Origin of the sequence: Flavobacterium agrisoli (genome assembly GCF_016522065.1) — a bacterium.
Lineage (GTDB): Bacteria > Bacteroidota > Bacteroidia > Flavobacteriales > Flavobacteriaceae > Flavobacterium > Flavobacterium agrisoli.
Genome location: NZ_JAEHFV010000002.1, coordinates 313,133 through 334,306 on the forward strand (window position 1 = coordinate 313,133; position 21,174 = coordinate 334,306).

A 21,174-nucleotide genomic window follows, 5' to 3' on the forward strand; every position below is an offset into this window, starting at 1 on the left:
CTGTATTTATTCTTCGTCTTTTTCTGCTAATTTTCGTTCTAATTCCAATTGAAATTCCTCAATAACAGGCTTCATGGTACTATCCGGAATATCGGCAATTCTGATATACATCAAACCATCAATGGCATTGTTAAATAACGGATCAACATTAAAAGCAATTACACGTGCATTTTGTTTGATGTATTTTTTAATCAAAACTGGTAAACGTAAATTACCCGGTTCTAATTCGTCGATTATTTTATCAAATTTATTCAAATCCGATTCGGCTTCATCAAAAATAAAATCTTTATCGGCATCTTTCAATTTGACTTTATAGGCCTTTTTAGGATGAATGTATTGCGCAATATACGGGTCGTAATAATTCGATTTCATAAACTCAATCATCAATGATTTCGAAAAATCCGAAAATTGATTGCTAATACTCACACCACCAATTAAATATTTATGCTCCGGATAACGTAAAGTGGTATGAATAATTCCTTTCCAAAGCAAAAACAACGGCATTGGCTTTTGTTGGTATTCTTTGATAATAAAGGCGCGTCCCATTTCAATCGAATTCAACATCAAATCGTTTAACTCAGGCTCAAATCGAAACAAATCATTCAAATAAAAACCTTCAATTCCGTATTTTGGATAAATTTCAGATCCCAGTCCCATTCGGTAAGCGCCCGAAATTTTCTTGGTTTCTTCATCCCACAAAAACATGTGGTGGTAGTATTGATCAAATTTATCGATGTCTATCGATTCGTTAGTGCCTTCGCCTACTTCTCTAAAGGTAATTTCGCGCAAACGACCAATTTCGTGCAAAATATTTGGAATGGCTTTCGCATCGGCAAAAAAGACTTCGTAATTTTTACTTTGTAACAACCGACAGTCATTGTCGCGTAACTTTTTAACCTCTGCTTCTATTTTGGTTTGATCCGTTGCCGTAACAATTTCCTTTGGACTTTTAGGCAATTTTAAAGAAGGTGTTTGCAACAGTTTGTGTTCTTTTTCAAACGGATTGGCCAACATGTACGTTTTTCGGCGTAAAAAATCCGAATATTCATCAAATGATTCTATTTCATTTTGTTCGGCAACCGAAATGGGTTTTCCGATACGAACTTTAATAATGCGGTCTTTTTGCGTCAACAACTCCGAAGGCAGTTTGGCGGTACGCAAGGTGTCGTCTATTTTAGAGAGCCAATAAAACAACTTGCTGTTTTTGGCATGAAAATAAATAGGAACCACCGGAACATTTGCTTTCCGAATTAATTTAATTGCGCCTTCTTCCCAAGGTTTATCAACCACCAATTGCCCATCAACATAGGTAGAAACTTCTCCGGCAGGAAAAATCCCTAACGGTTTACCTTCTTTTAAATGACGTAAAGTATCCTTGAGTCCCACCACACTCGATTTGGCATCCTTATGATTTTCAAAAGGATTTACCGGCATGATGTATTTTTTAAGAGGTTCAATTCGATGTAACAAAAAGTTAGCTACAATTTTAAAATTAGGTTCTCTTTCGAGCATTAATTTCAACAATAAAATGCCATCAACACCACCCAACGGATGATTGGAAATGGTAATGTATGCGCCGTCTTTTGGCAATCGTTTTAAATCTTCCTCCGGGATTTCAAATTTTATTTGTAAATCGTCTAAAATCGCATTCAAAAAAGTAACATCTTCTAAATGTTTGTTGCGATCGTATATTTTATTTAGTGTAGAAATTTTTAGCACCTTCATAAGTACCCAGCCAGAAAACGTGCCTAACACGCCGTACTTACTAACATTTATTGCATTGGCAACTTCTTTTGCGGTAACTAAACCCATGTAATTGTTTATTTTTTAAAGCAGTGAGCAAAGATAACAAAAAACGGTAGTTTCTTGGGTTTATAATTCAAACTTTAGTCATTTTTATTACATTTGAAACTCAAAAAAAAATTCAAATGAAGATTATTTCGTATAATGTTAACGGTATTCGAGCCGCAATTTCTAAGGGATTTATAAATTGGATGCAACAAGCCAATCCCGATGTTATTTGTTTACAAGAAATTAAAGCCACCGAAGAACAAATTCCGACTCAAGCTATAACCGAAGCGGGTTATCCGTACCAATATTATTATCCTGCTACCAAAAAAGGCTATAGTGGCGTGGCCATTTTATCGAAAATAAAACCCAATAATGTTGTTTTTGGAACCGGAATTGAACACATGGATTTTGAAGGCCGCAACCTTCGCGCCGATTTTGATTCGTGTGCGGTAATGAGTTTGTATTTGCCATCGGGAACCAACATTGCCCGATTGGATCATAAGTTTAAATATATGGATGATTTTCAGGTTTATATCAACGTACTGAAAAACACTATTCCGAATTTGATTATTTGTGGCGATTATAATATTTGCCACGAAGCCATTGATATTCACGATCCGGTTCGCAACAAAACGGTTTCGGGATTTTTGCCCGAAGAACGCGCTTGGCTCGATGGTTTTATGAAATCGGGTTTTATAGACAGTTTTAGGCATTTTAACAAAGAACCTCACCATTATTCGTGGTGGAGCTACCGAGCTGGAGCCAGAGGAAATAATAAGGGATGGCGCATTGACTATAATTTGGTTAGCGAAAACTTAGAACACAAACTCAAAAGAGCCGTTATCCTTCCAGATGCCATGCACTCGGACCATTGCCCAATTTTAGTCGAAATTGACGATTAATGGTATTATTCTTGTAGCAATTTCAAAAACAAAAAAACGTTAATCCTTTTACATCTAAAAATTATGATTAAAAAAGCCGCTTTCGGATTACTCCTTTTAGCTTTGAGCACTTCGTGTGTTTCTAAAAAAATATATACCGATTTAGAGTCTAAATACGCAGACCTGAAAAAAGAAAACCGCGAAATGGCCGATGCCAACGAAGCGTTGCAAAAAGAAAAAAACCAATTAGAGTTAGATAAGGATAACTTAAATAAAGATTTAAACAACACCAAAGCCGAACTCGAAAAACAAAAAGCCGATTACGCTGCTTCACAACAAAAATTAAAAGTATTGCAAGATTCGTATGATGCTCTCGAAAAAAATAGCAATGCTGCTTTGCAAAGTAACATGAATAAAAACCGCGAGTTGCTCGAACAACTCGAAGCCAAAAGCAAAGCCTTAGCAGCCGAACAAGAACGTTTGGACAAAACAGCCAACCGATTAAAAGAACTAGAAGCCATGATTGCCGCAAAAGAAGCTGCCATGCGCACCTTGAAAGAAACGTTATCGAAAGCCTTAAATGGTTTTGAAGGCAAAGGACTTACCGTTGAGCAAAAAAACGGAAAAGTATATGTTTCGATGGAAAACAAATTGTTATTCAATTCGGGAAGTTGGGCCGTAGGAACCGAAGGTAGAAAAGCGGTAGTTGAATTAGGAAAAGTTTTAGGCGATAACCCTGATTTAAATGTTTTAATTGAAGGTCATACAGACAACGACCCATACGCGGGTTCGGGACCAATTGCCAACAACTGGGATTTATCAACCAAAAGAGCCACTGCCATAGTGAACATTTTGACAGAAAATCCTAAAATCAACAAGCAAAAATTAACTGCTGCGGGACGTAGCGAATATTCGCCTCTAGCGAGCAATGCTACCAATGAAGGCAAAGCAAAAAACCGTCGTATCGAAATTATCTTAACGCCTCGTTTGGATGAAATTGCCGACATGTTGAACGAAATTGATTAAAAAAAGCAATTCCAAACTGCATTTTAAGGTTTAATGGAACAAAGGTGCAAAGGCTCAAAGAAAAATCTTTGAGCCTTTTTTGTTTCCATCCCAATTTTGTAGCCCATGCAGAATCAACCAAAAAATCTTGTACTTTTTTTAACCTTTGAGACATTTCGATTTGAAAAATCACTTTGTACCTTTGTTTCTTTGCAACTTTTGAACCTTAAAGAAAAAAATGAAATACACCACTTTACCCAACACCGATATTAAAGTCAGTAAAATATGTTTGGGCACCATGACTTTTGGCGAACAAAATACCGAAGCCGAAGGACACCAACAAATGGATTATGCGTTAGAACAAGGCGTGAATTTTTTTGACACAGCCGAAATGTACGCTGTTCCGGCTCGTGAAGCCACTTACGGTAGCACCGAAAAAATTATTGGTACTTGGCTCAAAAAAACAGGTAATAGAGATAAAATTGTATTAGCCTCTAAAATTGCCGGCCCCAATCCTAATTTTGGTTACATGCGCGAAAAAAACGATTTTTCGGCCGCCAGCATTCAATATGCATTAGAAAAAAGTTTACAGCGTTTACAAACCGATTACCTTGATTTGTACCAACTGCATTGGCCGGAACGCAAAACCAATTTTTTTGGCAAACTCGGATTTAAATTAGAAGAAGATGCTTGGCAAGACAACATTCACGAAGTGCTAACCGCTTTGGATCGTTTTGTTAAAGAAGGAAAAATCAAGCACATTGGCTTATCAAATGAAACGCCCTGGGGGATTAGCCGTTTTTTAGAAGAAAGCAAAACACATCATTTACCTCGAATTAAAACGGTTCAAAATCCCTATTCGTTATTAAATAGAACCTACGAAATTGGTAATGCCGAAATAAGTTACAGAGAAAATGTAGGCCTTTTGGCGTATTCACCAATGGCGTTTGGCGTGTTGTCTGGAAAGTTTTTAACTGGCGAAAAATTACCCAATGCGCGCATCAATAAATTTCCACAATTTTCGCGCTACAACAGCGAACAAAGTACGCAAGCTACTAAACTGTACTCCGAAATTGCTCAAAAACACAACTTGAATATGGCGCAAATGGCATTATCTTTTGTAACGCAACAGCCTTTTGTAACTAGCAATATTATTGGAGCCACTTCCTTATCGCAATTAAAAGAAAACATCGAATCTATTAACTTAACGCTTTCAGAAACGGTTTTAGAAGAAATTGAAGCAGTACATAAAATTAGTCCAAATCCAGCTCCTTAAGCACTTGATTTAGTTCAGAAAAAAGCACCTTTTTTTAAAATTGAAAAGGTGCTTTTTTTGTTTTTAAAAATCGAATTCGTCTAACTCTTTAATCGAATCGTTGGCAATCGTTAAAGAATCGGGGACTGTAATATGCAAATACGATCGAGCATTTCCGGAAACCTGAATTGGTTTTTGAGCAACGGTATCTTCGGTCACCAAAACACCTCTTCGCAACATTAAATTACGCATGAATTTTTCATTTTTGATGGCAAATTCTTTTAAATTCCCTTGATTATTGAATTTATACATGAATTTTTTCGGACTCGGAATAACCGACGCTAAAAACAAACATTCATTCAAATTTAAATCGGATGGTGCTTTTTGAAAATAAAAACGACTTGCCTCGCCAATTCCGTACACATTGGGTCCCCATTCGATTACATTAAAATAGACTTCTAACATTCGAGATTTGCTTACAATTCGATTGTTTTCGAGTAGGTAAACCAACAAAATTTCTTCTAATTTTCGTGAAAGCGTTTTTTCTCTGGTCAAAAACACATTTTTCACCAATTGCATGCTAATGGTCGAAGCGCCTCTTGCAAATTTTTTGGTTCGGATGTTTTTTAAAATAGATTGTTTAAACGCTTCGTTGATAAAACCTCGATGATGAAAAAAAGAAGGGTCTTCAGATGTTAAAACGCATTTTTGTAAATAAGGCGAAATGTCGGTCAAAGGAGTATAATTTGGATTGGCCACTCCTACCAAAATAGGCCGTTGCGGAACATTATTGATAATAGCACGATAGGTAAATTCACCATTTAATTTATTCAAATTAGCCTCGCCATATTGTAGAATTTTGAAGTTTTCTTTATTCAACTTACTGTCAAAAACCAACGTATTGGGTTTGTTTTTGTTGAATTTAAAATCCAATTTATAGTCAAAATTACCTGTCGCTTTCATGCCTTCAAAATGTGTAAACAATCCATTTGGCAAGGAGTTGATGAAATGTTGCGCCTGCATTTTAGGAATAGCAATTTTTAGTGTATAAATGGTATCGTTGGCCGTTTGATACGATGCATACGGATGCAATTTGATTTGATTGAGTTGCATGGTAGAAGTACTATCAACCGAGATGAAATCTTCACCTAATAAAAAACGGTAATCAAAAAGGGCATTTTTAATCAATACGTCTTTGCTGGCAATTTTAGGGTAATTGATTTTTAAATTTACGATCGAAGAAAAACCATCTATATGCAGTTTGCCTCTTGATTTTTGAATGTTATCAATATTCAATCGAATGGAATCGAAACTAGCAATCAATTGATACCTTTCGTCTAAATAGGGCACTTTAATGGCTCCGGTGTCTAAGTTAAAAAACCGGATGTCGGCTTGTTTATTTCGGGGATCGGCAAAACCGTTAATGCGCCAACGCTGCTCAAAAGTGTTGGTTTTAATAGCCAATTGGGTATTGAGTTGCTCGTTAGCCAAAATCAATTGATTGATTTTTAAGGTTGCTTTTTTTTCGTTATCGTTAAGTTTGAAAGTCACATTTTCAACTTTCATATCCACAGGAACCAAATTCAACATTTTTGAAATAAGTCGATAGGCAAAATCCGCATAATCCCGTTTATCATCTTTGTGAATATCATCAGAATCCTTCTTCAAAAAAGCATCAAAATTTCTAATTTTACCCTTTTTAGTCAATTGAATATAGCCATTACTTAACTGCAATTTTCCTAGTTGAATATCGCCTACCAACAAAGGCAACAAGGCAATTTCAGTTTCAATATGCTGAATATTCAGTAACGTATCGGAATTTTTTGGTGCTAAAATGACCTGACTTAATTTTACATTCGAAATTCCTTCAAAAGCACTTTCTTTCACCGAAAAAAAACAGTTGTAATCGGTATTCATTTTGCTCGTGATTTTAGCAAGGGCTTGTTGCAAAAGGGTCGCTCTAAAAAAATAGGCGCCGCATAAAACAACTAGCAAAAGCACCGCAAAAATTTTAAGCGACAGAATTAGGGTTGATTTTTGAATTTTCATGAAAAACAATACAATTACATTACCGATTCCCAAATTTAAAGCAATCTGTTTTATAGATTTCGGGTTATTTCTTCAAATGTAAAATTTAAAATAATATATTTGACCTCATTGCACAAAATTTAACCCAATTAACTATGAAACCATTTTTAGTATTTTTATTGCTACTAACCACCTCCTTTTCGTTTGCCTTTGACCCTGAAAAACCCCTCAAAATAACCGTTGCACAAGATGGTTCTGGAGAATACAAAACCATTCAGGAAGCCTTAAACAATGTACCAAAAGACTCTGAAAGAACCACTATTATTTCGATAAAAAACGGAATGTATTTTGAAAAATTAGAAATTCCATCTTCTAAAAAAAACATCCAATTAATAGGCGAAAACAAAGAAAAAACGATTATTTCGTACAATGATTTTTCGGGAAAACCATTACGTCCTGAAGATTCAAAAGAAGGTAAAACGACCTATAGCACGTCAACTTCGTATACTTTATTAATTAGAGCCGATAACTGCGTTTTAGAAAATTTAACCATCGAAAATACAGCTGGACGCGTTGGGCAAGCAGTAGCTTTACATACCAAATGCGATAAATTAATTGTAAAAAATTGCCGTTTGTTAGGCAATCAAGATACTGTTTATTTAGATCGTGATGGAGTTCGTAATTATTTAGAAAATTGCTACATCAGCGGAACGACCGATTTTATTTTTGGTGCCACTACCGCCTATTTCAAAAAATGCACTATTGAGAGTTTGCAAGATTCGTACATTACAGCAGCATCTACCGTAGAAGGAGAAAAATACGGTTTTGTTTTTGTGGATTGCCAATTGATTGCCGCTAGTGATTCGGTAAAAAAAGTATACTTAGGTCGTCCTTGGAGACCGTTTGCACAAACCGTTTTTATTAACACAAAAATGGGAAAACATATTATTCCAGCAGGATGGAATCCTTGGATTGACAAACGCTTTCCCGACAAAGACAAAACAGCTTATTATGCTGAATATGGTAGCTCGGGTGAGGGTGCGAAAGAAATTTCAAAGCGTGTTTCGTGGTCGCATCAACTTAAAAAAGAAGATTTAAAAAAATACGATTTGGATAACGTTTTAAACGATTGGAATCCGAAAAAACAAAAGTAAACTCATAAAAAAACAGTAACCAAAAAAGTTACTGTTTTTTTTATTCTTTTTTAAAACCAAAAAAATCAACCAAAAAGATAAGCCGCAACATCTTCAATTTTGGTCACCAATTCAATTTTGATTCCGGTATTTTTTAAGGCGATTTTATTGTATTTGGAAACGAAAATGGTAGAAAAACCTAATTTTTCGGCTTCTTGTATACGTTGATCCACGCGATTCACCGGTCGGATTTCACCCGATAAACCAACTTCGCCAGCAAAACAAAATCCTTTTGGCACCGCAATATCTTCATTTGAAGATAAAATTGCGGCAACCACAGCCAAATCAATGGCTGGATCATCAACCGAAATTCCGCCAGTAACATTCAAAAAAACATCTTTTGCACCCAATCTAAATCCGGCTCTTTTTTCGAGCACAGCCAAAATCATATTCAATCGTTTGGCATTATAACCCGTTGTACTGCGTTGGGGAGTTCCATAAACAGCGGTACTTACTAAGGACTGAATTTCGATCATTAAAGGGCGCATCCCTTCCAAAGTAGTGGCAATGGCAGTACCGGAAAGTTCTTCGTCTTTGTGTGAAATCAAAATTTCGGAAGGATTATTTACTTCGCGTAAACCGCTGCCCAGCATTTCGTAAATGCCCAATTCGGAAGTAGAACCAAACCTATTTTTCAAAGACCTTAAAATACGATATACATGATTCCGATCGCCTTCAAATTGCAAAACCGTATCAACCATGTGCTCCAAAATTTTCGGTCCTGCGATAGTACCGTCTTTAGTTATATGTCCGATTAAAATTACCGGAATATTACTTTCTTTTGCAAATTTTATCAATTCGGCGGTAGTTTCTCGAATTTGAGAAATGCTTCCAGCGGTTGATTCGATATAATCGGTATGAAGCGTTTGTATCGAATCGATAATGACAATTTCGGGCTCTATAGCTTCAATTTGCTTGAAAATATTTTGCGTTTTGGTTTCGGTCAAAATAAAGCAATTGTCGCTTTTAGAGGTAATGCGTTCGGCACGCATTTTTATTTGTTTTTGACTTTCTTCTCCAGAAACATACAGCGTTTTATAGGGCAGGTGTAATGATATTTGCAGCAACAACGTACTTTTTCCGATACCCGGTTCACCTCCTAAAAGCGTTAATGAACCTGGAACAAGACCACCACCCAACACGCGATTTAATTCGGCATCGGTCGTGTCAAGCCGAATTTCCTGAGTCGAATCAATTTCGTTAATCCGCAAAGGTTTGGGTGCTTTGGTCACTGGACTTGATTCTGTTTTCCAGGCTACTTTTTCTTGCTTTTGAATAATTTCTTCGGCAATAGTATTCCATTCTTTACAAGAATTGCATTGTCCTTGCCATTTGGCATATTGTGCGCCACATTTTTGGCAAAAAAAGGAGGTTTTAACTTTTGACATTATTTTTTAGCACTTAGCGTATTCATTTCTTCCATTTTCTCGTACATGACATCTTTATTTAAATTATCGATGGGTTCCATTTGAGAAGCTACTTGATAGCGTTTCCCAGCACGTTTAAAATCACTTCTTTTTTCATACATCACTCCCATTAAATATTCGCCCAACATAGCTTGCGGATAATCGGTATTTGCAATCACAGCTAAAGGCTCTAATTCATCATAGGCCTGCTTTTTCATAATAGCGGTTTCAATCGCTTTAAAATCGTTCATTCGCATCGGGATTTTGATTCCCAATGTTTTGTCCATATACTCGTATTTCTGACTTAAATAATCGGCAAAACCGGTTTCTAAAGTCATGATTTTATCGTTAAATTCGGCCGAATTAATGGGTTTATAAGCCTCGAAAATCTGATACAAAGCATTCGGAATAGAATATAAGACTAACGAATAATGGGTACTATTTTTAAAAAAATTGTATTTATAATTGATGAGTTTATTCTCGGTAATTTTAATGTTTTGATCGAGTTTTTCAACTGGTTCTTTAATATTTTTTATATCGCCATCGGCCGAAGACTGGTAATAAAAAATAGGCGATTTAATTTTTGAAAATTGCTCGGGTATGCGCATTTCCATTTTTGGAGCTAATTCGGGACTTAACGAAATGTATGCGTTAAAAAGTGGGTTTTCTTTATATAAATAAAAATTCAGGAACCCTGCTGTGGTATCATGCCCTGCAATAATCCGGAAGGAAGAAGTTCGAAACTTTTCATCTACATGATTTACCACTTCCGTTCCAATAAATTCAAAAAATTGAGCCCCTTTTTCAAATGGAATCCCTTGTATTTCATCTACCGTACAGTCGTCATAACGGGTTTGGTCTTGATGAATTCCAACCAATATTACTTCGGGCAAATCATCCCAATACATTCCATAATTAAGCGCCCCTTGAAAAGGTTCTAGTAAATAATCGCCATCTAAAAGGTACAAAACAGGATATTTTTTATCCGGGTTGGTTTCGTAAGAAGGCGGCAATACAATAGATAGAGTTCTTTTTTCATGGAGTTTAACCGAATTGATTTCGATTATTTTTTTTTGCGAAAAAGCCGAAAAGCTTACTAATAAAATAAGTAGGTAAATTTTTTTCATGATGGGGACATTACTAAAATTAAAAATTTCTAAAATAAAGCAGCAATATAGCATTTTTATTTGCTTTTTCAATTGGCAAATGCTTTGCCTGGAAAAGGAAAATTTTAATAAAATCGTGAATTTATTTCAAAAAAAAATGCGCTTAAAAAACGCATTTAGAAGTTATTTTATATTCTTTTAGGTTAAAGAATTATTGGTTTCATTAGGAAAAATAATCCACGGTTTGAAAGTTTTAGCTTCTTCAAACTCTAAAGTGGCATACGAAATAATGATAATGATATCGTCTTTTTGTACTTTTCGAGCTGCGGGTCCATTAAGTGTAATCTCGCCGGAGTTGCGTTCGCCTTTAATGACGTAAGTTTCAAAACGTTCGCCGTTATTAATATTTACAATGGAAACTTTTTCGCCTTCAATAATATTAGAAGCGTCCATTAAGGTTTCATCGACCGTAATACTACCAATATAATTTAAATCGGCACCCGTTACTTTTACACGATGTATTTTAGATTTTACTACTTGAATTTGCATGGCACAAAAGTAAATTAATTTAATGAAATGGTGTCAATTAAACGCACATTATTAACAAAAACAGCAATAAATGCACGGTAATTCTTGTTAGACTCTTTTTCGGTTTGGGTTTCCAAAGTGTTTGCATCGGCAATTACAAAGTACTCCAAATCAAATCGTTCATGAGCATCAAAAACACTACTTACCCATGCTGAAATTTCGGCAATAGACTCGGTTTGAAAGCGATTTTTTACTTCGTTTAATGTGTCATAAATCAAAGAAGCTTCACTTCGTTCTTCGGGAGTTAACCGTTCGTTACGCGAACTCATGGCCAATTGATTGGATTCTCTAAAAATCGGACAACCGACAATTTTGATTCCCAATTTGTACTTCGAAACTAATTTTTTGATGATTTGCAATTGTTGAAAATCTTTTTCTCCAAAGTAGGCCAAATCGGGCTTTACAATTTCAAAAAGACGTTTAACCACGGTGCCCACTCCATCAAAATGCCCAGGTCTAAATTTACCTTCCATCTGAAATTCTAATCCATCAAAATCAAAATGTTGCGAAACGGTATTGCCTTCGTAAATATCGTCTACAGTTGGTGCATACACGATAATATCCGGATTCAATTGGTTCATTTTAGCCACATCAGCCTCTAAAGTACGTGGATATTTAACCAAATCATCAGGATTATTAAACTGTGTAGGATTTACAAAAATACTCACCACAGTAAAATCTGTATCTTGTAAAGAACGTTTCATCAGGGCCAAATGCCCTTCATGTAAGGCCCCCATTGTGGGAACAAATCCAATCGTAGAATGTGCGGTTTTAATAGAATTTAAATGCGCTATCAAATCGGCTTTACCATTAAAAACGTGCATGGTGGTATTTTTAAAATTAGGTGCAAAATTAATATTTTAGTTAATAACTGCATAAAATTTTGTAATTTTGCATCGTTTTTATTTCCAATGAATTAAGTAAATTACAATTATGAAAGAAAAGAGGATATTATATGTATCATCTGAAGTGGTGCCTTATTTAGCTGAAAACGAGGTTTCTTTAATGTCTTACGATGTACCCAAAATGATTAATGATCAAGGAGGACAGATAAGAATTTTCATGCCAAGATATGGAAATATTAACGAAAGAAGACACCAATTACACGAAGTTATCCGTCTTTCGGGTATGAATTTGGTTGTCAATGATTTAGATATGCCTTTAATCATAAAAGTTGCCTCTATACCCAAAGAACGAATTCAGGTTTATTTTATTGATAATGACGAATATTTTAAAAGAAAAGCCACTTTTGCCGACGAAGAAGGCGTAATGTACCCCGATAACGACGAACGTTCTATATTTTTTGCAAAAGGAGTAGTTGAAACAGTAAAAAAACTAAACTGGGTTCCCGATATTATACATGTTCACGGCTGGATGGCCGCCATGTTACCGGTTTACATGAAACATTATTACAAAAACGAAGCCTTATTTTCGGACACTAAAATTGTAACATCGGTTTACGGACAATCTTTTGACAATACGTTAGATATTGAAATGATTAACAAAGTTAAATTTGATGATGTTCCGCACGAAGCGATTGCTGATTTAGAAACACCTAATTACGAAAACATTATGAAAACCAGTATCCTGCATTCGGATGGTGTGATTATTGCTTCGCCAAACGTTTCCTCAAGTTTAACAAAATTTATAGAATCTTCAGGAAAACCTTTTTTACCTTTCACCGCCAAAGAAGGTTTTGCAGAAGCATATACCAACTTTTATAAAAATGAGGTTCTATAATCTAAAACTTTTTACTTACCAATGTTAAACACTTCTTTTTTTAAGAAAATTGCTTTTGCTGCAAGTGTTATTTTATTTTGTTCTTGTGATAAAGACTACAATGTTGTTGGATCTGATATTATCGGGGATAATGATTTTGACTTTGAAATATACAGTTCTAACCTGCTTGCTTACAATGAAAAAGTGCCAGCAGTAGCATCCAATAACTTAGCATCCAATTCATTAGGAATATACGATGACCCTGCTTTTGGCACGCAAACCGCTAATTTTGTTACTCAAGTTCAACTTAGCAGTTACGCTCCTGTTATTGGCGAAAATCCAGAAATTGAAAGTGTGGTTTTAACAATTCCATATTTCAGCCATGTTACTACTGTTAATGAAGACGGTTCTAGTCAATATGCATTAGATTCGATTTCGGGCGCTGCTGATGGAAAATTAAAATTAAGCGTTTACGAATCGGGTTATTACCTTCGAAATTTAGACCCATCGTCTGATTTTCAAAATCAACAATTGTATTATACTGATCAAAATGCGACTATTGATTCACAAAAAAAAGGAACTCGTTTAAACGATTCGGAAGACAAAACAGAAAATGATGAATTCTTTTTTGATAAATCTCAAATCGTAATTAAAACTACCGATCCCGAAACGGAAAAAGAAACCACTTCATACCGTGCACCAGAAATGCAGCTTAATTTAAATAAAGATTATTTTCAATCTAAAATACTAAATACAAGCGCTTCTAACTTGGCTTCAGCAGACGTTTTTACCAATTATTTCAGAGGGTTGTATTTTAAAGTAGAAAAATCAGGTTCCAGCCCAAGTAATTTAGCTTTGATGAATTTTGCAGAAGGTCAAATTACGATTACATATAAAGCTAAAACCGAAAGCACTACCGATGACGATACCGAAACAGAAGAAAAAACAATTGTCCTTAATTTAAAAGGCAATACCATTTCGTTATTAGAAGAAAGTAACTCAAATACCAATTACACAACCGCTACTACTTCAGCTAACACTACCGTTGGTGATGAAAGGTTATACATCCGAGGCGGTCAAGGAGCCATGTCGATAATTGATCTTTTTGACAAAAGCGATGTATTAGGTTATGACGAAAACGGCAATACCACAGGACCAAATGGAGTTTCGGATGAATTGGACGATTTGCGTTTGCGTTACAAAAAAAATCAATTATTAATTAATGAAGCCAATTTGATTTTTTATATCGATACGGATAAAATGGCAAACAGCAACGAGCCGAATAACATTTATCTTTACGATTTAACCAACGACCAAGCCTTGGTTGATTTCCTTACACCCAGTTTATACGGCGGATATATCACCACAGACACGACTACTAAAAAAGGAATCTCATACAAAATTCGTATTACGGAATATATACGAAATTTGATTAAAAACACCGATAGTCAAAATGTAACATTAGGTTTAGTCGTTTCGGAAAGTCAAGCAATTTTAGGCTTTAATCCACTTAAAACAGCCAATTCTCTAATTAGCCAAGTCCCAAAGAGTTCTGTTATGAGCGCGCGAGGAACTGTTTTATACGGAAGTACTAACAATGTTCCTGAAGACAAAAAATTGAAGCTTCAAATTTATTATACAAAACCAAATAATTAAAATAAAATACTATGTGCGGAATCGTTGGATATATTGGTCATCGTGAAGCCTATCCTATCGTAACAAAAGGATTAAGACGATTGGAGTACAGAGGCTACGATAGCGCCGGAGTAATGCTATACAATGAAAAAGGTATCAACCTTTGCAAAACAAAAGGAAAAGTTTCTGATTTAGAAAAAAAAGCCAAAGCAGAACTCGACACTAAAGGAACCATCGGAATTGGTCATACACGTTGGGCCACTCATGGTGTACCTAATGATGTTAATTCGCATCCACATTTATCCAATTCCGGAAATTTAGCCATCATCCACAACGGAATCATCGAAAATTATGCACCTCTAAAAGAAGAATTAAAAAACAGAGGGTATACTTTTAAATCGGATACCGATACCGAAGTTTTAGTAAATTTGATTGAAGAAATTCAAAAAACTGAAAAAACAAAATTAGGCAAGGCGGTTCAGATAGCACTTAATCAAGTAGTTGGTGCGTATGCAATTGCTGTATTTGATATAAAAAATCCAGAAGAAATAGTCGCGGCTCGATTAGGAAGTCCATTAGCTATCGGGATTGGAGAAAATGAATATTTTATTGCTTCAGATGCTACGCCATTTATTGAATACACTTCGAATGCCGTATATTTAGAAGATGGCGAAATGGCTAATATTCGCTTGCACAAACCTATCAAAATCAGAAAAATTAAAGATGATTCTTTAGTTACTCCTACTGTTCAAGAATTACAACTCAATTTAGAACAAATTGAAAAAGGTGGTTACGATCATTTTATGATGAAAGAAATTTACGAACAACCTAATGTAATTAAAGATACCTACAGAGGCCGTTTAAACGCCAACAAAGGAATCGTACAAATGGCCGGTATTGAAGACAATATCGAGAAATTCTTAAACGCAGAACGCATTTTAATTGTGGCTTGCGGAACCTCATGGCATGCTGGTTTAGTAGCGGAATATGTTATTGAAGAATTTGCACGTATTCCGGTTGAAGTTGAATATGCTTCCGAATTCAGATACCGTAATCCCATCATTAACAAAAAAGATGTGGTCATCGCTATTTCACAATCAGGTGAAACTGCCGATACTATGGCCGCAATAAAATTAGCTAAAGAAAACGGTGCTTTTGTATTTGGCGTTTGTAACGTGGTAGGTTCCTCAATTTCTAGAGAAAGTCATGCTGGAGCTTATACACATGCCGGACCCGAAATTGGAGTTGCCTCTACCAAAGCTTTCACTACCCAAATCACGGTATTGACTATGCTGGCACTTCGTTTGGCTAAAGCAAAAGGTACTTTATCCAACTCGGATTACCACAGGTATTTGATGGAATTGGAAATTATTCCCGAAAAAGTTAAAGAAGTTTTATCTACTAACGACATCACGAAAGAAATTGCTTTAAAATTCAAAGATTCAACTAATTGCTTGTATTTAGGAAGAGGGTATAACTTTCCTGTTGCACTAGAAGGCGCTTTAAAACTTAAAGAGATTTCTTATATTCATGCCGAAGGTTATCCTGCTGCCGAAATGAAACACGGTCCAATTGCTTTAATTGATGAGCAAATGCCTGTAATTGTAATTGCTCCTAAACAAGGGCATTACGACAAAATTGTAAGTAACATTCAGGAAATAAAATCGAGAAGTGGAAAAATAATTGCAGTAGTAACCAAAGGAGACACTCAGGTTAGAGAATTATCTGATTATGTAATTGAGATTCCAGAAACTTCTGATGCCTTATCACCTTTAATTACAACTATTCCTTTACAACTCTTATCCTACCATATTGCTGTTTTAAGAGGTTGCAATGTCGACCAGCCACGAAATTTAGCAAAATCCGTAACGGTTGAATAAACTAAATCATGAAAGAGGTCTCTAAAACGGCCTCTTTTTTTATGCCTTTTTATTCGTTGCTATATACATTCAAATCTTCGAATTAAGCAATATTATAAAAGACATCAGAATTACCAAAATAAAACAATAAAAAACAATCTCAAAAAAACACCTTTTTTTATATAAAAAATATTGATTTTAGATTTTAAAAAATTATCTTTGCGCTCTGAAAAAAGAGGTATTTTCGTTAAACCTAAATAGCTATTTAATAAACACATAAGTAATGTCAAAAGTAATAGGAAAAGTTGCCCAAATCATTGGACCAGTAGTAGATGTTGTTTTCAACGGAAAAGATGTTGAACTTCCAAAAATTTATGATTCATTAGAAATCACTAAAAAAGATGGTACAAAATTAGTACTTGAAGTGCAATCACACATCGGAGAAAACACCGTTCGTACCATCTCTATGGATTCTACAGATGGATTAAGTAGAGGATACGAAGTAGTTGGAATGGGAACACCTATACAAATGCCAATTGGTCCAGACGTATACGGAAGACTATTTAATGTAGTGGGAGATGCAATTGATGGTTTAGGAGATTTACCAAAAACAGGAGAAAATGGATTACCAATCCACAGACAAGCTCCAAAATTTGATGAATTGTCAACTTCTACTGAAGTTTTATTTACAGGTATTAAAGTAATCGATTTGATTGAGCCTTATGCAAAAGGAGGTAAAATTGGATTGTTCGGTGGTGCAGGTGTTGGTAAAACAGTATTAATTCAAGAGTTGATTAATAATATCGCAAAAGGTCACGGTGGTCTTTCAGTATTCGCAGGAGTAGGAGAAAGAACACGTGAAGGAAATGACTTGCTTCGTGAGATGTTAGAGTCAGGAATTATTAAATACGGAGAAGATTTCATGCACTCTATGGAAAATGGAGGATGGGATTTGTCTAAAGTTGATATGCCAGGAATGAGAGAGTCTAAAGCTACTTTTGTTTTCGGACAAATGAATGAGCCACCTGGAGCTCGTGCTCGTGTAGCACTTTCAGGATTATCTATTGCTGAGTATTTCCGTGATGGAGCTGGATCTGACCAAGGTAAAGATGTATTGTTCTTTGTAGATAATATCTTCCGTTTTACACAAGCAGGTTCTGAAGTATCGGCACTTTTAGGTCGTATGCCATCTGCAGTGGGTTACCAACCAACTTTGGCAACAGAGATGGGTGCTATGCAAGAGCGTATTACATCTACAAACAAAGGATCTATTACATCGGTACAAGCGGTTTACGTTCCTGCGGATGACTTAACTGACCCTGCGCCAGCAACAACTTTTGCACACTTAGATGCTACAACAGTATTGTCTCGTAAAATTGCTGAGTTAGGTATTTATCCTGCAGTTGATCCATTGGATTCTACTTCAAGAATTTTGACTCCACAAATTTTAGGTGATGATCACTATAATTGTGCACAAAGAGTTAAAGAAATTCTTCAAAAATACAAACAATTGCAAGATATCATCGCGATTTTAGGTATGGAAGAGCTTTCTGAAGAAGATAAATTATCGGTATCAAGAGCGCGTCGTGTACAACGTTTCTTGTCTCAACCGTTCCACGTAGCAGAACAATTTACAGGTATCCCAGGAGTTTTAGTAGACATTAAAGATACTATCAAAGGATTTAATATGATTATCGATGGTGAGCTAGACCACCTTCCAGAGGCAGCATTCAACTTGAAAGGTTCTATTCAAGATGCAATCGAAGCTGGAGAGAAAATGTTAGCTGAAGCGTAATTCAATTGATAATTATCAATTGACAATTATCAATTATCAATTATTAGAATTATGATTTTAGAAATAGTATCACCAGAAGCCACCTTGTTCTCTGCCGAAGTAACCTCAGTTACTTTACCAGGAGTTGACGGTAGTTTTCAAATATTAAACAACCACGCGCCTATTGTTTCTATTTTAGGAAAGGGTGAAGTAAAAATTACAGCTACTAGTTTTAATTTTGCCAAAGAGGTTGCATACAAGTTCAAAAAAGTTAACGATCAAAACTACACCTTAGCTATTGAATCGGGAACCATCGAATTAAAAGACAACAAGGTTATTGTTTTAGTTGACTAAAACATATCTTAAAGATTAAATAGTAAAGCCGTTGCATTTAAAATGCAACGGCTTTTTCATTTCAATTAATTTACAAAATAAAAAAGGTGGATTGCTCCACCTTTTTTGCCCCAAATCTACCATAAACTTAACCTACTATTGTTAATGGTTACTCTAATGTAAAAAGCATGTCTTTAAAACAAAATAAAATCTGATTAAAAACAAATAAAATCGTTAAAATACTGATTTACAATATTTTGGATATTTTATAATAACAAAAAAGGGTAGAATTACTTCTACCCTTTTTGCCCCAAATCTACTATAAACTTAACCTACTAATATTATAGTGTAGTAAATATACAATAAGTAATCCTATTTTTCTCACAAATCAGATAAAAAACCTAAAAAATCGTTTATCTGCAAATTTTGAGGAATTATAAAATAGAAAAAGAAAAAATTGAGATTTGACAATAACAGACTGGGCAAAGTGAAGAAAATAAAAAAGGTGGAATAAATCCACCCTTTTTGCCCCAAATCTACCATAAACTTAACCTACTAATGTTATGGTATATCAAAAGTACTTTAGACTCCTTCGTTTGCCAAAAATTCAGGATTAACGGCAAATAAATCCGATGAAATGCATTATTTAACTTTTTATTAATATGCTCGGGCATCTTTACCTTCGTAAAAATTCATAAAAGCACGATTCACAACGCGGTTACCTCCTGGCGTTGGATAGTCTCCTGTAAAGTACCAATCTCCTAAATTTTTAGGACACGCTTTATGCAAATCCTCAACCGTTTGGAAGATAATCTTAACTTCTGCTTTTATTTCTGGCGAGCTTAACATCTCTGCAATTTTATCTGATATTTCTTGGTCTGTAAAAGGTTCGTATATGGCCGTAACATAATTTACAACCGCTTTATCTTCAAAATTTTCTTGCGCCTTACATTTTGTATACACTTCATCGACAATATGGTATTGGTTTCGTTCTTTGAGCAAGGCTAGTGCCGCTCTAAAAGCTACCAAACCTTCCAGCTTAGCCATATCAATTCCGTAGCAATCAGGAAAACGAATTTGAGGCGCAGAGGACACAATAACGATGCGTTTAGGCTGTAAACGATCCATCATTTTAATGATACTCATTTTTAAAGTAGTACCACGAACAATACTGTCATCAATAATTACCAAATTATCTGTCGGTTTAATAACGCCATAGGTAACATCATAAACGTGTGCGACTAAATCATCACGACTGCTGTCTTCTGTAATGAAAGTTCGCAATTTGGCATCTTTAATCGCCACTTTTTCAGTACGGATTTTCACCGCCAACAATTCCCTTAGTGAATCGGCTGTAAGCGTATTTCGATTGGCAATAATGTAATCATTTTTACGTTGATTCAAGAAATCTTGTGCAGCCTCGACCATTCCGTAAAAAGACGTTTCGGCAGTATTTGGAATATACGAAAAAACAGTATTATCGGTATCGCTATCAATTGATTTCAAAACTGCGGGCAGAATCAATTTACCTAAATTTTTACGCTCTTGATATATTTCGGCATCACTACCTCTTGAAAAATAAATACGCTCAAACGAACACGCTTTTTTAACAGTTGGTGTTAAGATTTGCTCCATCGAAAGTGTTCCGTTCTTTTTGATGATTAAAGCATTTCCTGGTTCGATTTCTTGAACATTTTCGAAAGCCACGTTAAAAACAGTTTGAATTACCGGACGCTCCGAAGCAACCACAATTACTTCGTCATCTTGATAAAAATAAGCTGGGCGAATTCCAGCAGGATCTCTAAAAACAAATGCATCTCCATGACCTAAAAGTCCCGCCATAGCATAACCACCGTCTAAGTTTTTAGCTGATCGAGTTAAGATTTTACCAATATCCAAACGTTCTGCAATAACAGGCGAAGCTTCTTTTTTGGTATATCCTTCGGCTTTACAATCTTGATACAATTGCATTACTTCTTTATCTAAAAAATGGCCGATTTTTTCCATCACGGTAACCGTATCTGCCATTTCTTTTGGATGCTGACCTAATTCAACTAAATTCTGGAAAAGTTCCTTCACATTAGTCATATTAAAGTTACCCGCTAAAATTAAATTACGATGCATCCAATTGCTTTGACGTAAAAAAGGATGTACACTTTCGATACTGTTTTTACCGAACGTTCCGTAGCGCACGTGCCCTAAAAACAATTCTCCTATGTAAGGTATATTGGCTTTTTGTGCTGCCACATCGTCTACATATTCAGGATGATTTTCCAGCTCTTCATTTATCCGAGCATTAATTTGAGCAAATACATCTTGAATTGGTTGCGAATGATTTGAACGCACTCTACTAATATATCGCTGACCTGGTTCAACATCGAATTTGATACTAGCAAAACCAGCACCGTCTTGACCACGATTGTGCTGTTTTTCCATCATCAGATACATTTTTTGGATTCCGTAAAAAGCAGTTCCGTACTTTTCTTTATAGTATTCAAGCGGTTTTAGAAGTCTTACTAATGCAATTCCACATTCATGTTTTATAGCGTCGCTCATGGTATTTGTATTTGTGTTGTTGTAAGTTGTGTTTTAATGTAATAA

At 35.4% G+C, this 21,174-nt stretch carries 16 protein-coding genes; 9 read left to right on the forward strand and 7 right to left on the reverse strand.

Translation table 11 applies throughout. From position 1 onward, the window contains the following. Nucleotides 1–6: 6 nt before the first annotated feature. On the reverse strand, nucleotides 7–1,812 hold the full coding sequence (locus I5M07_RS06420) for a GNAT family N-acyltransferase (RefSeq protein WP_200105392.1): 1,806 nt from the start codon (nucleotides 1,810–1,812) through the stop codon (nucleotides 7–9). A gap of 116 nt (nucleotides 1,813–1,928) precedes the next feature. On the opposite strand from I5M07_RS06420, the gene I5M07_RS06425 reads away from it, so the two are divergent. The 3 genes from I5M07_RS06425 to I5M07_RS06435 all read left to right on the forward strand — a co-directional run bounded on the left by I5M07_RS06425 (nucleotide 1,929) and on the right by I5M07_RS06435 (nucleotide 4,953). Beyond that, the gene (locus tag I5M07_RS06425) at nucleotides 1,929–2,693 is read left to right on the forward strand and encodes an exodeoxyribonuclease III (protein WP_200105393.1); all 765 of its coding nucleotides are present in this window, start codon (nucleotides 1,929–1,931) and stop codon (nucleotides 2,691–2,693) included. A gap of 63 nt (nucleotides 2,694–2,756) precedes the next feature. Further along, a complete protein-coding gene (locus I5M07_RS06430; protein WP_200105394.1) occupies nucleotides 2,757–3,698 on the forward strand; it encodes an OmpA/MotB family protein in 942 nt (313 codons plus the stop codon). A gap of 217 nt (nucleotides 3,699–3,915) precedes the next feature. Further along, a complete protein-coding gene (locus I5M07_RS06435) occupies nucleotides 3,916–4,953 on the forward strand; it encodes an NADP(H)-dependent aldo-keto reductase (RefSeq protein WP_200105395.1) in 1,038 nt (345 codons plus the stop codon). Between the two features lie 63 nt (nucleotides 4,954–5,016). Here the strand turns inward: I5M07_RS06435 and I5M07_RS06440 are convergent, their stop codons facing one another. Then, entirely contained in the window at nucleotides 5,017–6,981 is a 1,965-nt protein-coding gene (locus I5M07_RS06440) for a transglycosylase domain-containing protein (RefSeq protein ID WP_200105396.1), read from the reverse strand. A gap of 134 nt (nucleotides 6,982–7,115) precedes the next feature. Here I5M07_RS06440 and I5M07_RS06445 point away from each other — a divergent pair, with 134 nt between their 5' ends. Then, a complete protein-coding gene (locus I5M07_RS06445; protein WP_200105397.1) occupies nucleotides 7,116–8,114 on the forward strand; it encodes a pectinesterase family protein in 999 nt (332 codons plus the stop codon). Nucleotides 8,115–8,179: 65 nt separating this feature from the next. On the opposite strand, the gene radA is transcribed toward I5M07_RS06445, so the two are convergent. The 4 genes from radA to panC form a co-directional block, all read right to left on the reverse strand. After that, nucleotides 8,180–9,541 (reverse strand): DNA repair protein RadA, encoded by a 1,362-nt coding sequence (gene radA / locus I5M07_RS06450; protein WP_200105398.1) that lies wholly within the window; start codon nucleotides 9,539–9,541, stop codon nucleotides 8,180–8,182. Then, nucleotides 9,541–10,686, reverse strand: coding sequence for an alpha/beta hydrolase (locus I5M07_RS06455; protein WP_200105399.1), 1,146 nt, complete (start codon nucleotides 10,684–10,686; stop codon nucleotides 9,541–9,543). Before I5M07_RS06455 ends, radA begins: the two co-directional genes overlap by 1 nt. Nucleotides 10,687–10,863: 177 nt before the next feature. Beyond that, a complete protein-coding gene (panD, locus tag I5M07_RS06460; protein ID WP_200105400.1) occupies nucleotides 10,864–11,214 on the reverse strand; it encodes an aspartate 1-decarboxylase in 351 nt (116 codons plus the stop codon). Nucleotides 11,215–11,228: 14 nt separating this feature from the next. Then, complete coding sequence (gene panC / locus I5M07_RS06465; protein WP_200105401.1) at nucleotides 11,229–12,077, reverse strand: pantoate--beta-alanine ligase; 849 nt, start codon at nucleotides 12,075–12,077, stop codon at nucleotides 11,229–11,231. Between the two features lie 109 nt (nucleotides 12,078–12,186). Between panC and I5M07_RS06470 the strand changes: the two genes are divergently transcribed. The 5 genes from I5M07_RS06470 (at nucleotide 12,187) to I5M07_RS06490 (ending at nucleotide 18,594) form a co-directional block, all read left to right on the forward strand. Further along, nucleotides 12,187–12,993, forward strand: a complete 807-nt coding sequence (locus tag I5M07_RS06470; RefSeq protein WP_200105402.1) for a glycogen/starch synthase — start codon at nucleotides 12,187–12,189, stop codon at nucleotides 12,991–12,993. Nucleotides 12,994–13,014: 21 nt separating this feature from the next. Then, nucleotides 13,015–14,628, forward strand: coding sequence for a DUF4270 domain-containing protein (locus I5M07_RS06475; protein ID WP_200105403.1), 1,614 nt, complete (start codon nucleotides 13,015–13,017; stop codon nucleotides 14,626–14,628). A gap of 11 nt (nucleotides 14,629–14,639) precedes the next feature. Beyond that, the gene (gene glmS, locus I5M07_RS06480; protein WP_200105404.1) at nucleotides 14,640–16,487 is read left to right on the forward strand and encodes a glutamine--fructose-6-phosphate transaminase (isomerizing); all 1,848 of its coding nucleotides are present in this window, start codon (nucleotides 14,640–14,642) and stop codon (nucleotides 16,485–16,487) included. Between the two features lie 262 nt (nucleotides 16,488–16,749). Next, nucleotides 16,750–18,261, forward strand: coding sequence for a F0F1 ATP synthase subunit beta (atpD, locus tag I5M07_RS06485; protein WP_200105405.1), 1,512 nt, complete (start codon nucleotides 16,750–16,752; stop codon nucleotides 18,259–18,261). Nucleotides 18,262–18,312: 51 nt separating this feature from the next. Further along, complete coding sequence (locus I5M07_RS06490) at nucleotides 18,313–18,594, forward strand: F0F1 ATP synthase subunit epsilon (RefSeq protein WP_200105406.1); 282 nt, start codon at nucleotides 18,313–18,315, stop codon at nucleotides 18,592–18,594. A gap of 636 nt (nucleotides 18,595–19,230) precedes the next feature. Here I5M07_RS06490 and I5M07_RS06495 read toward each other — a convergent pair. Beyond that, on the reverse strand, nucleotides 19,231–21,129 hold the full coding sequence (locus I5M07_RS06495) for an amidophosphoribosyltransferase (RefSeq protein WP_200105407.1): 1,899 nt from the start codon (nucleotides 21,127–21,129) through the stop codon (nucleotides 19,231–19,233). Between the last annotated feature and the right edge of the window lie 45 nt (nucleotides 21,130–21,174).

What these genes read in the sequence shown, in the direction of transcription:
- I5M07_RS06420 (WP_200105392.1), bottom strand. Translation starts at nt 1,812, where the DNA reads ATGGGTTTAGTTACCGCAAAAGAAGTTGCCAATGCAATAAATGTTAGT.
- I5M07_RS06425 (WP_200105393.1), top strand. Translation starts at nt 1,929, where the DNA reads ATGAAGATTATTTCGTATAATGTTAACGGTATTCGAGCCGCAATTTCT.
- I5M07_RS06430 (WP_200105394.1), top strand. Translation starts at nt 2,757, where the DNA reads ATGATTAAAAAAGCCGCTTTCGGATTACTCCTTTTAGCTTTGAGCACT.
- I5M07_RS06435 (WP_200105395.1), top strand. Translation starts at nt 3,916, where the DNA reads ATGAAATACACCACTTTACCCAACACCGATATTAAAGTCAGTAAAATA.
- I5M07_RS06440 (WP_200105396.1), bottom strand. Translation starts at nt 6,981, where the DNA reads ATGAAAATTCAAAAATCAACCCTAATTCTGTCGCTTAAAATTTTTGCG.
- I5M07_RS06445 (WP_200105397.1), top strand. Translation starts at nt 7,116, where the DNA reads ATGAAACCATTTTTAGTATTTTTATTGCTACTAACCACCTCCTTTTCG.
- radA (WP_200105398.1), bottom strand. Translation starts at nt 9,541, where the DNA reads ATGTCAAAAGTTAAAACCTCCTTTTTTTGCCAAAAATGTGGCGCACAA.
- I5M07_RS06455 (WP_200105399.1), bottom strand. Translation starts at nt 10,686, where the DNA reads ATGAAAAAAATTTACCTACTTATTTTATTAGTAAGCTTTTCGGCTTTT.
- panD (WP_200105400.1), bottom strand. Translation starts at nt 11,214, where the DNA reads ATGCAAATTCAAGTAGTAAAATCTAAAATACATCGTGTAAAAGTAACG.
- panC (WP_200105401.1), bottom strand. Translation starts at nt 12,077, where the DNA reads ATGCACGTTTTTAATGGTAAAGCCGATTTGATAGCGCATTTAAATTCT.
- I5M07_RS06470 (WP_200105402.1), top strand. Translation starts at nt 12,187, where the DNA reads ATGAAAGAAAAGAGGATATTATATGTATCATCTGAAGTGGTGCCTTAT.
- I5M07_RS06475 (WP_200105403.1), top strand. Translation starts at nt 13,015, where the DNA reads ATGTTAAACACTTCTTTTTTTAAGAAAATTGCTTTTGCTGCAAGTGTT.
- glmS (WP_200105404.1), top strand. Translation starts at nt 14,640, where the DNA reads ATGTGCGGAATCGTTGGATATATTGGTCATCGTGAAGCCTATCCTATC.
- atpD (WP_200105405.1), top strand. Translation starts at nt 16,750, where the DNA reads ATGTCAAAAGTAATAGGAAAAGTTGCCCAAATCATTGGACCAGTAGTA.
- I5M07_RS06490 (WP_200105406.1), top strand. Translation starts at nt 18,313, where the DNA reads ATGATTTTAGAAATAGTATCACCAGAAGCCACCTTGTTCTCTGCCGAA.
- I5M07_RS06495 (WP_200105407.1), bottom strand. Translation starts at nt 21,129, where the DNA reads ATGAGCGACGCTATAAAACATGAATGTGGAATTGCATTAGTAAGACTT.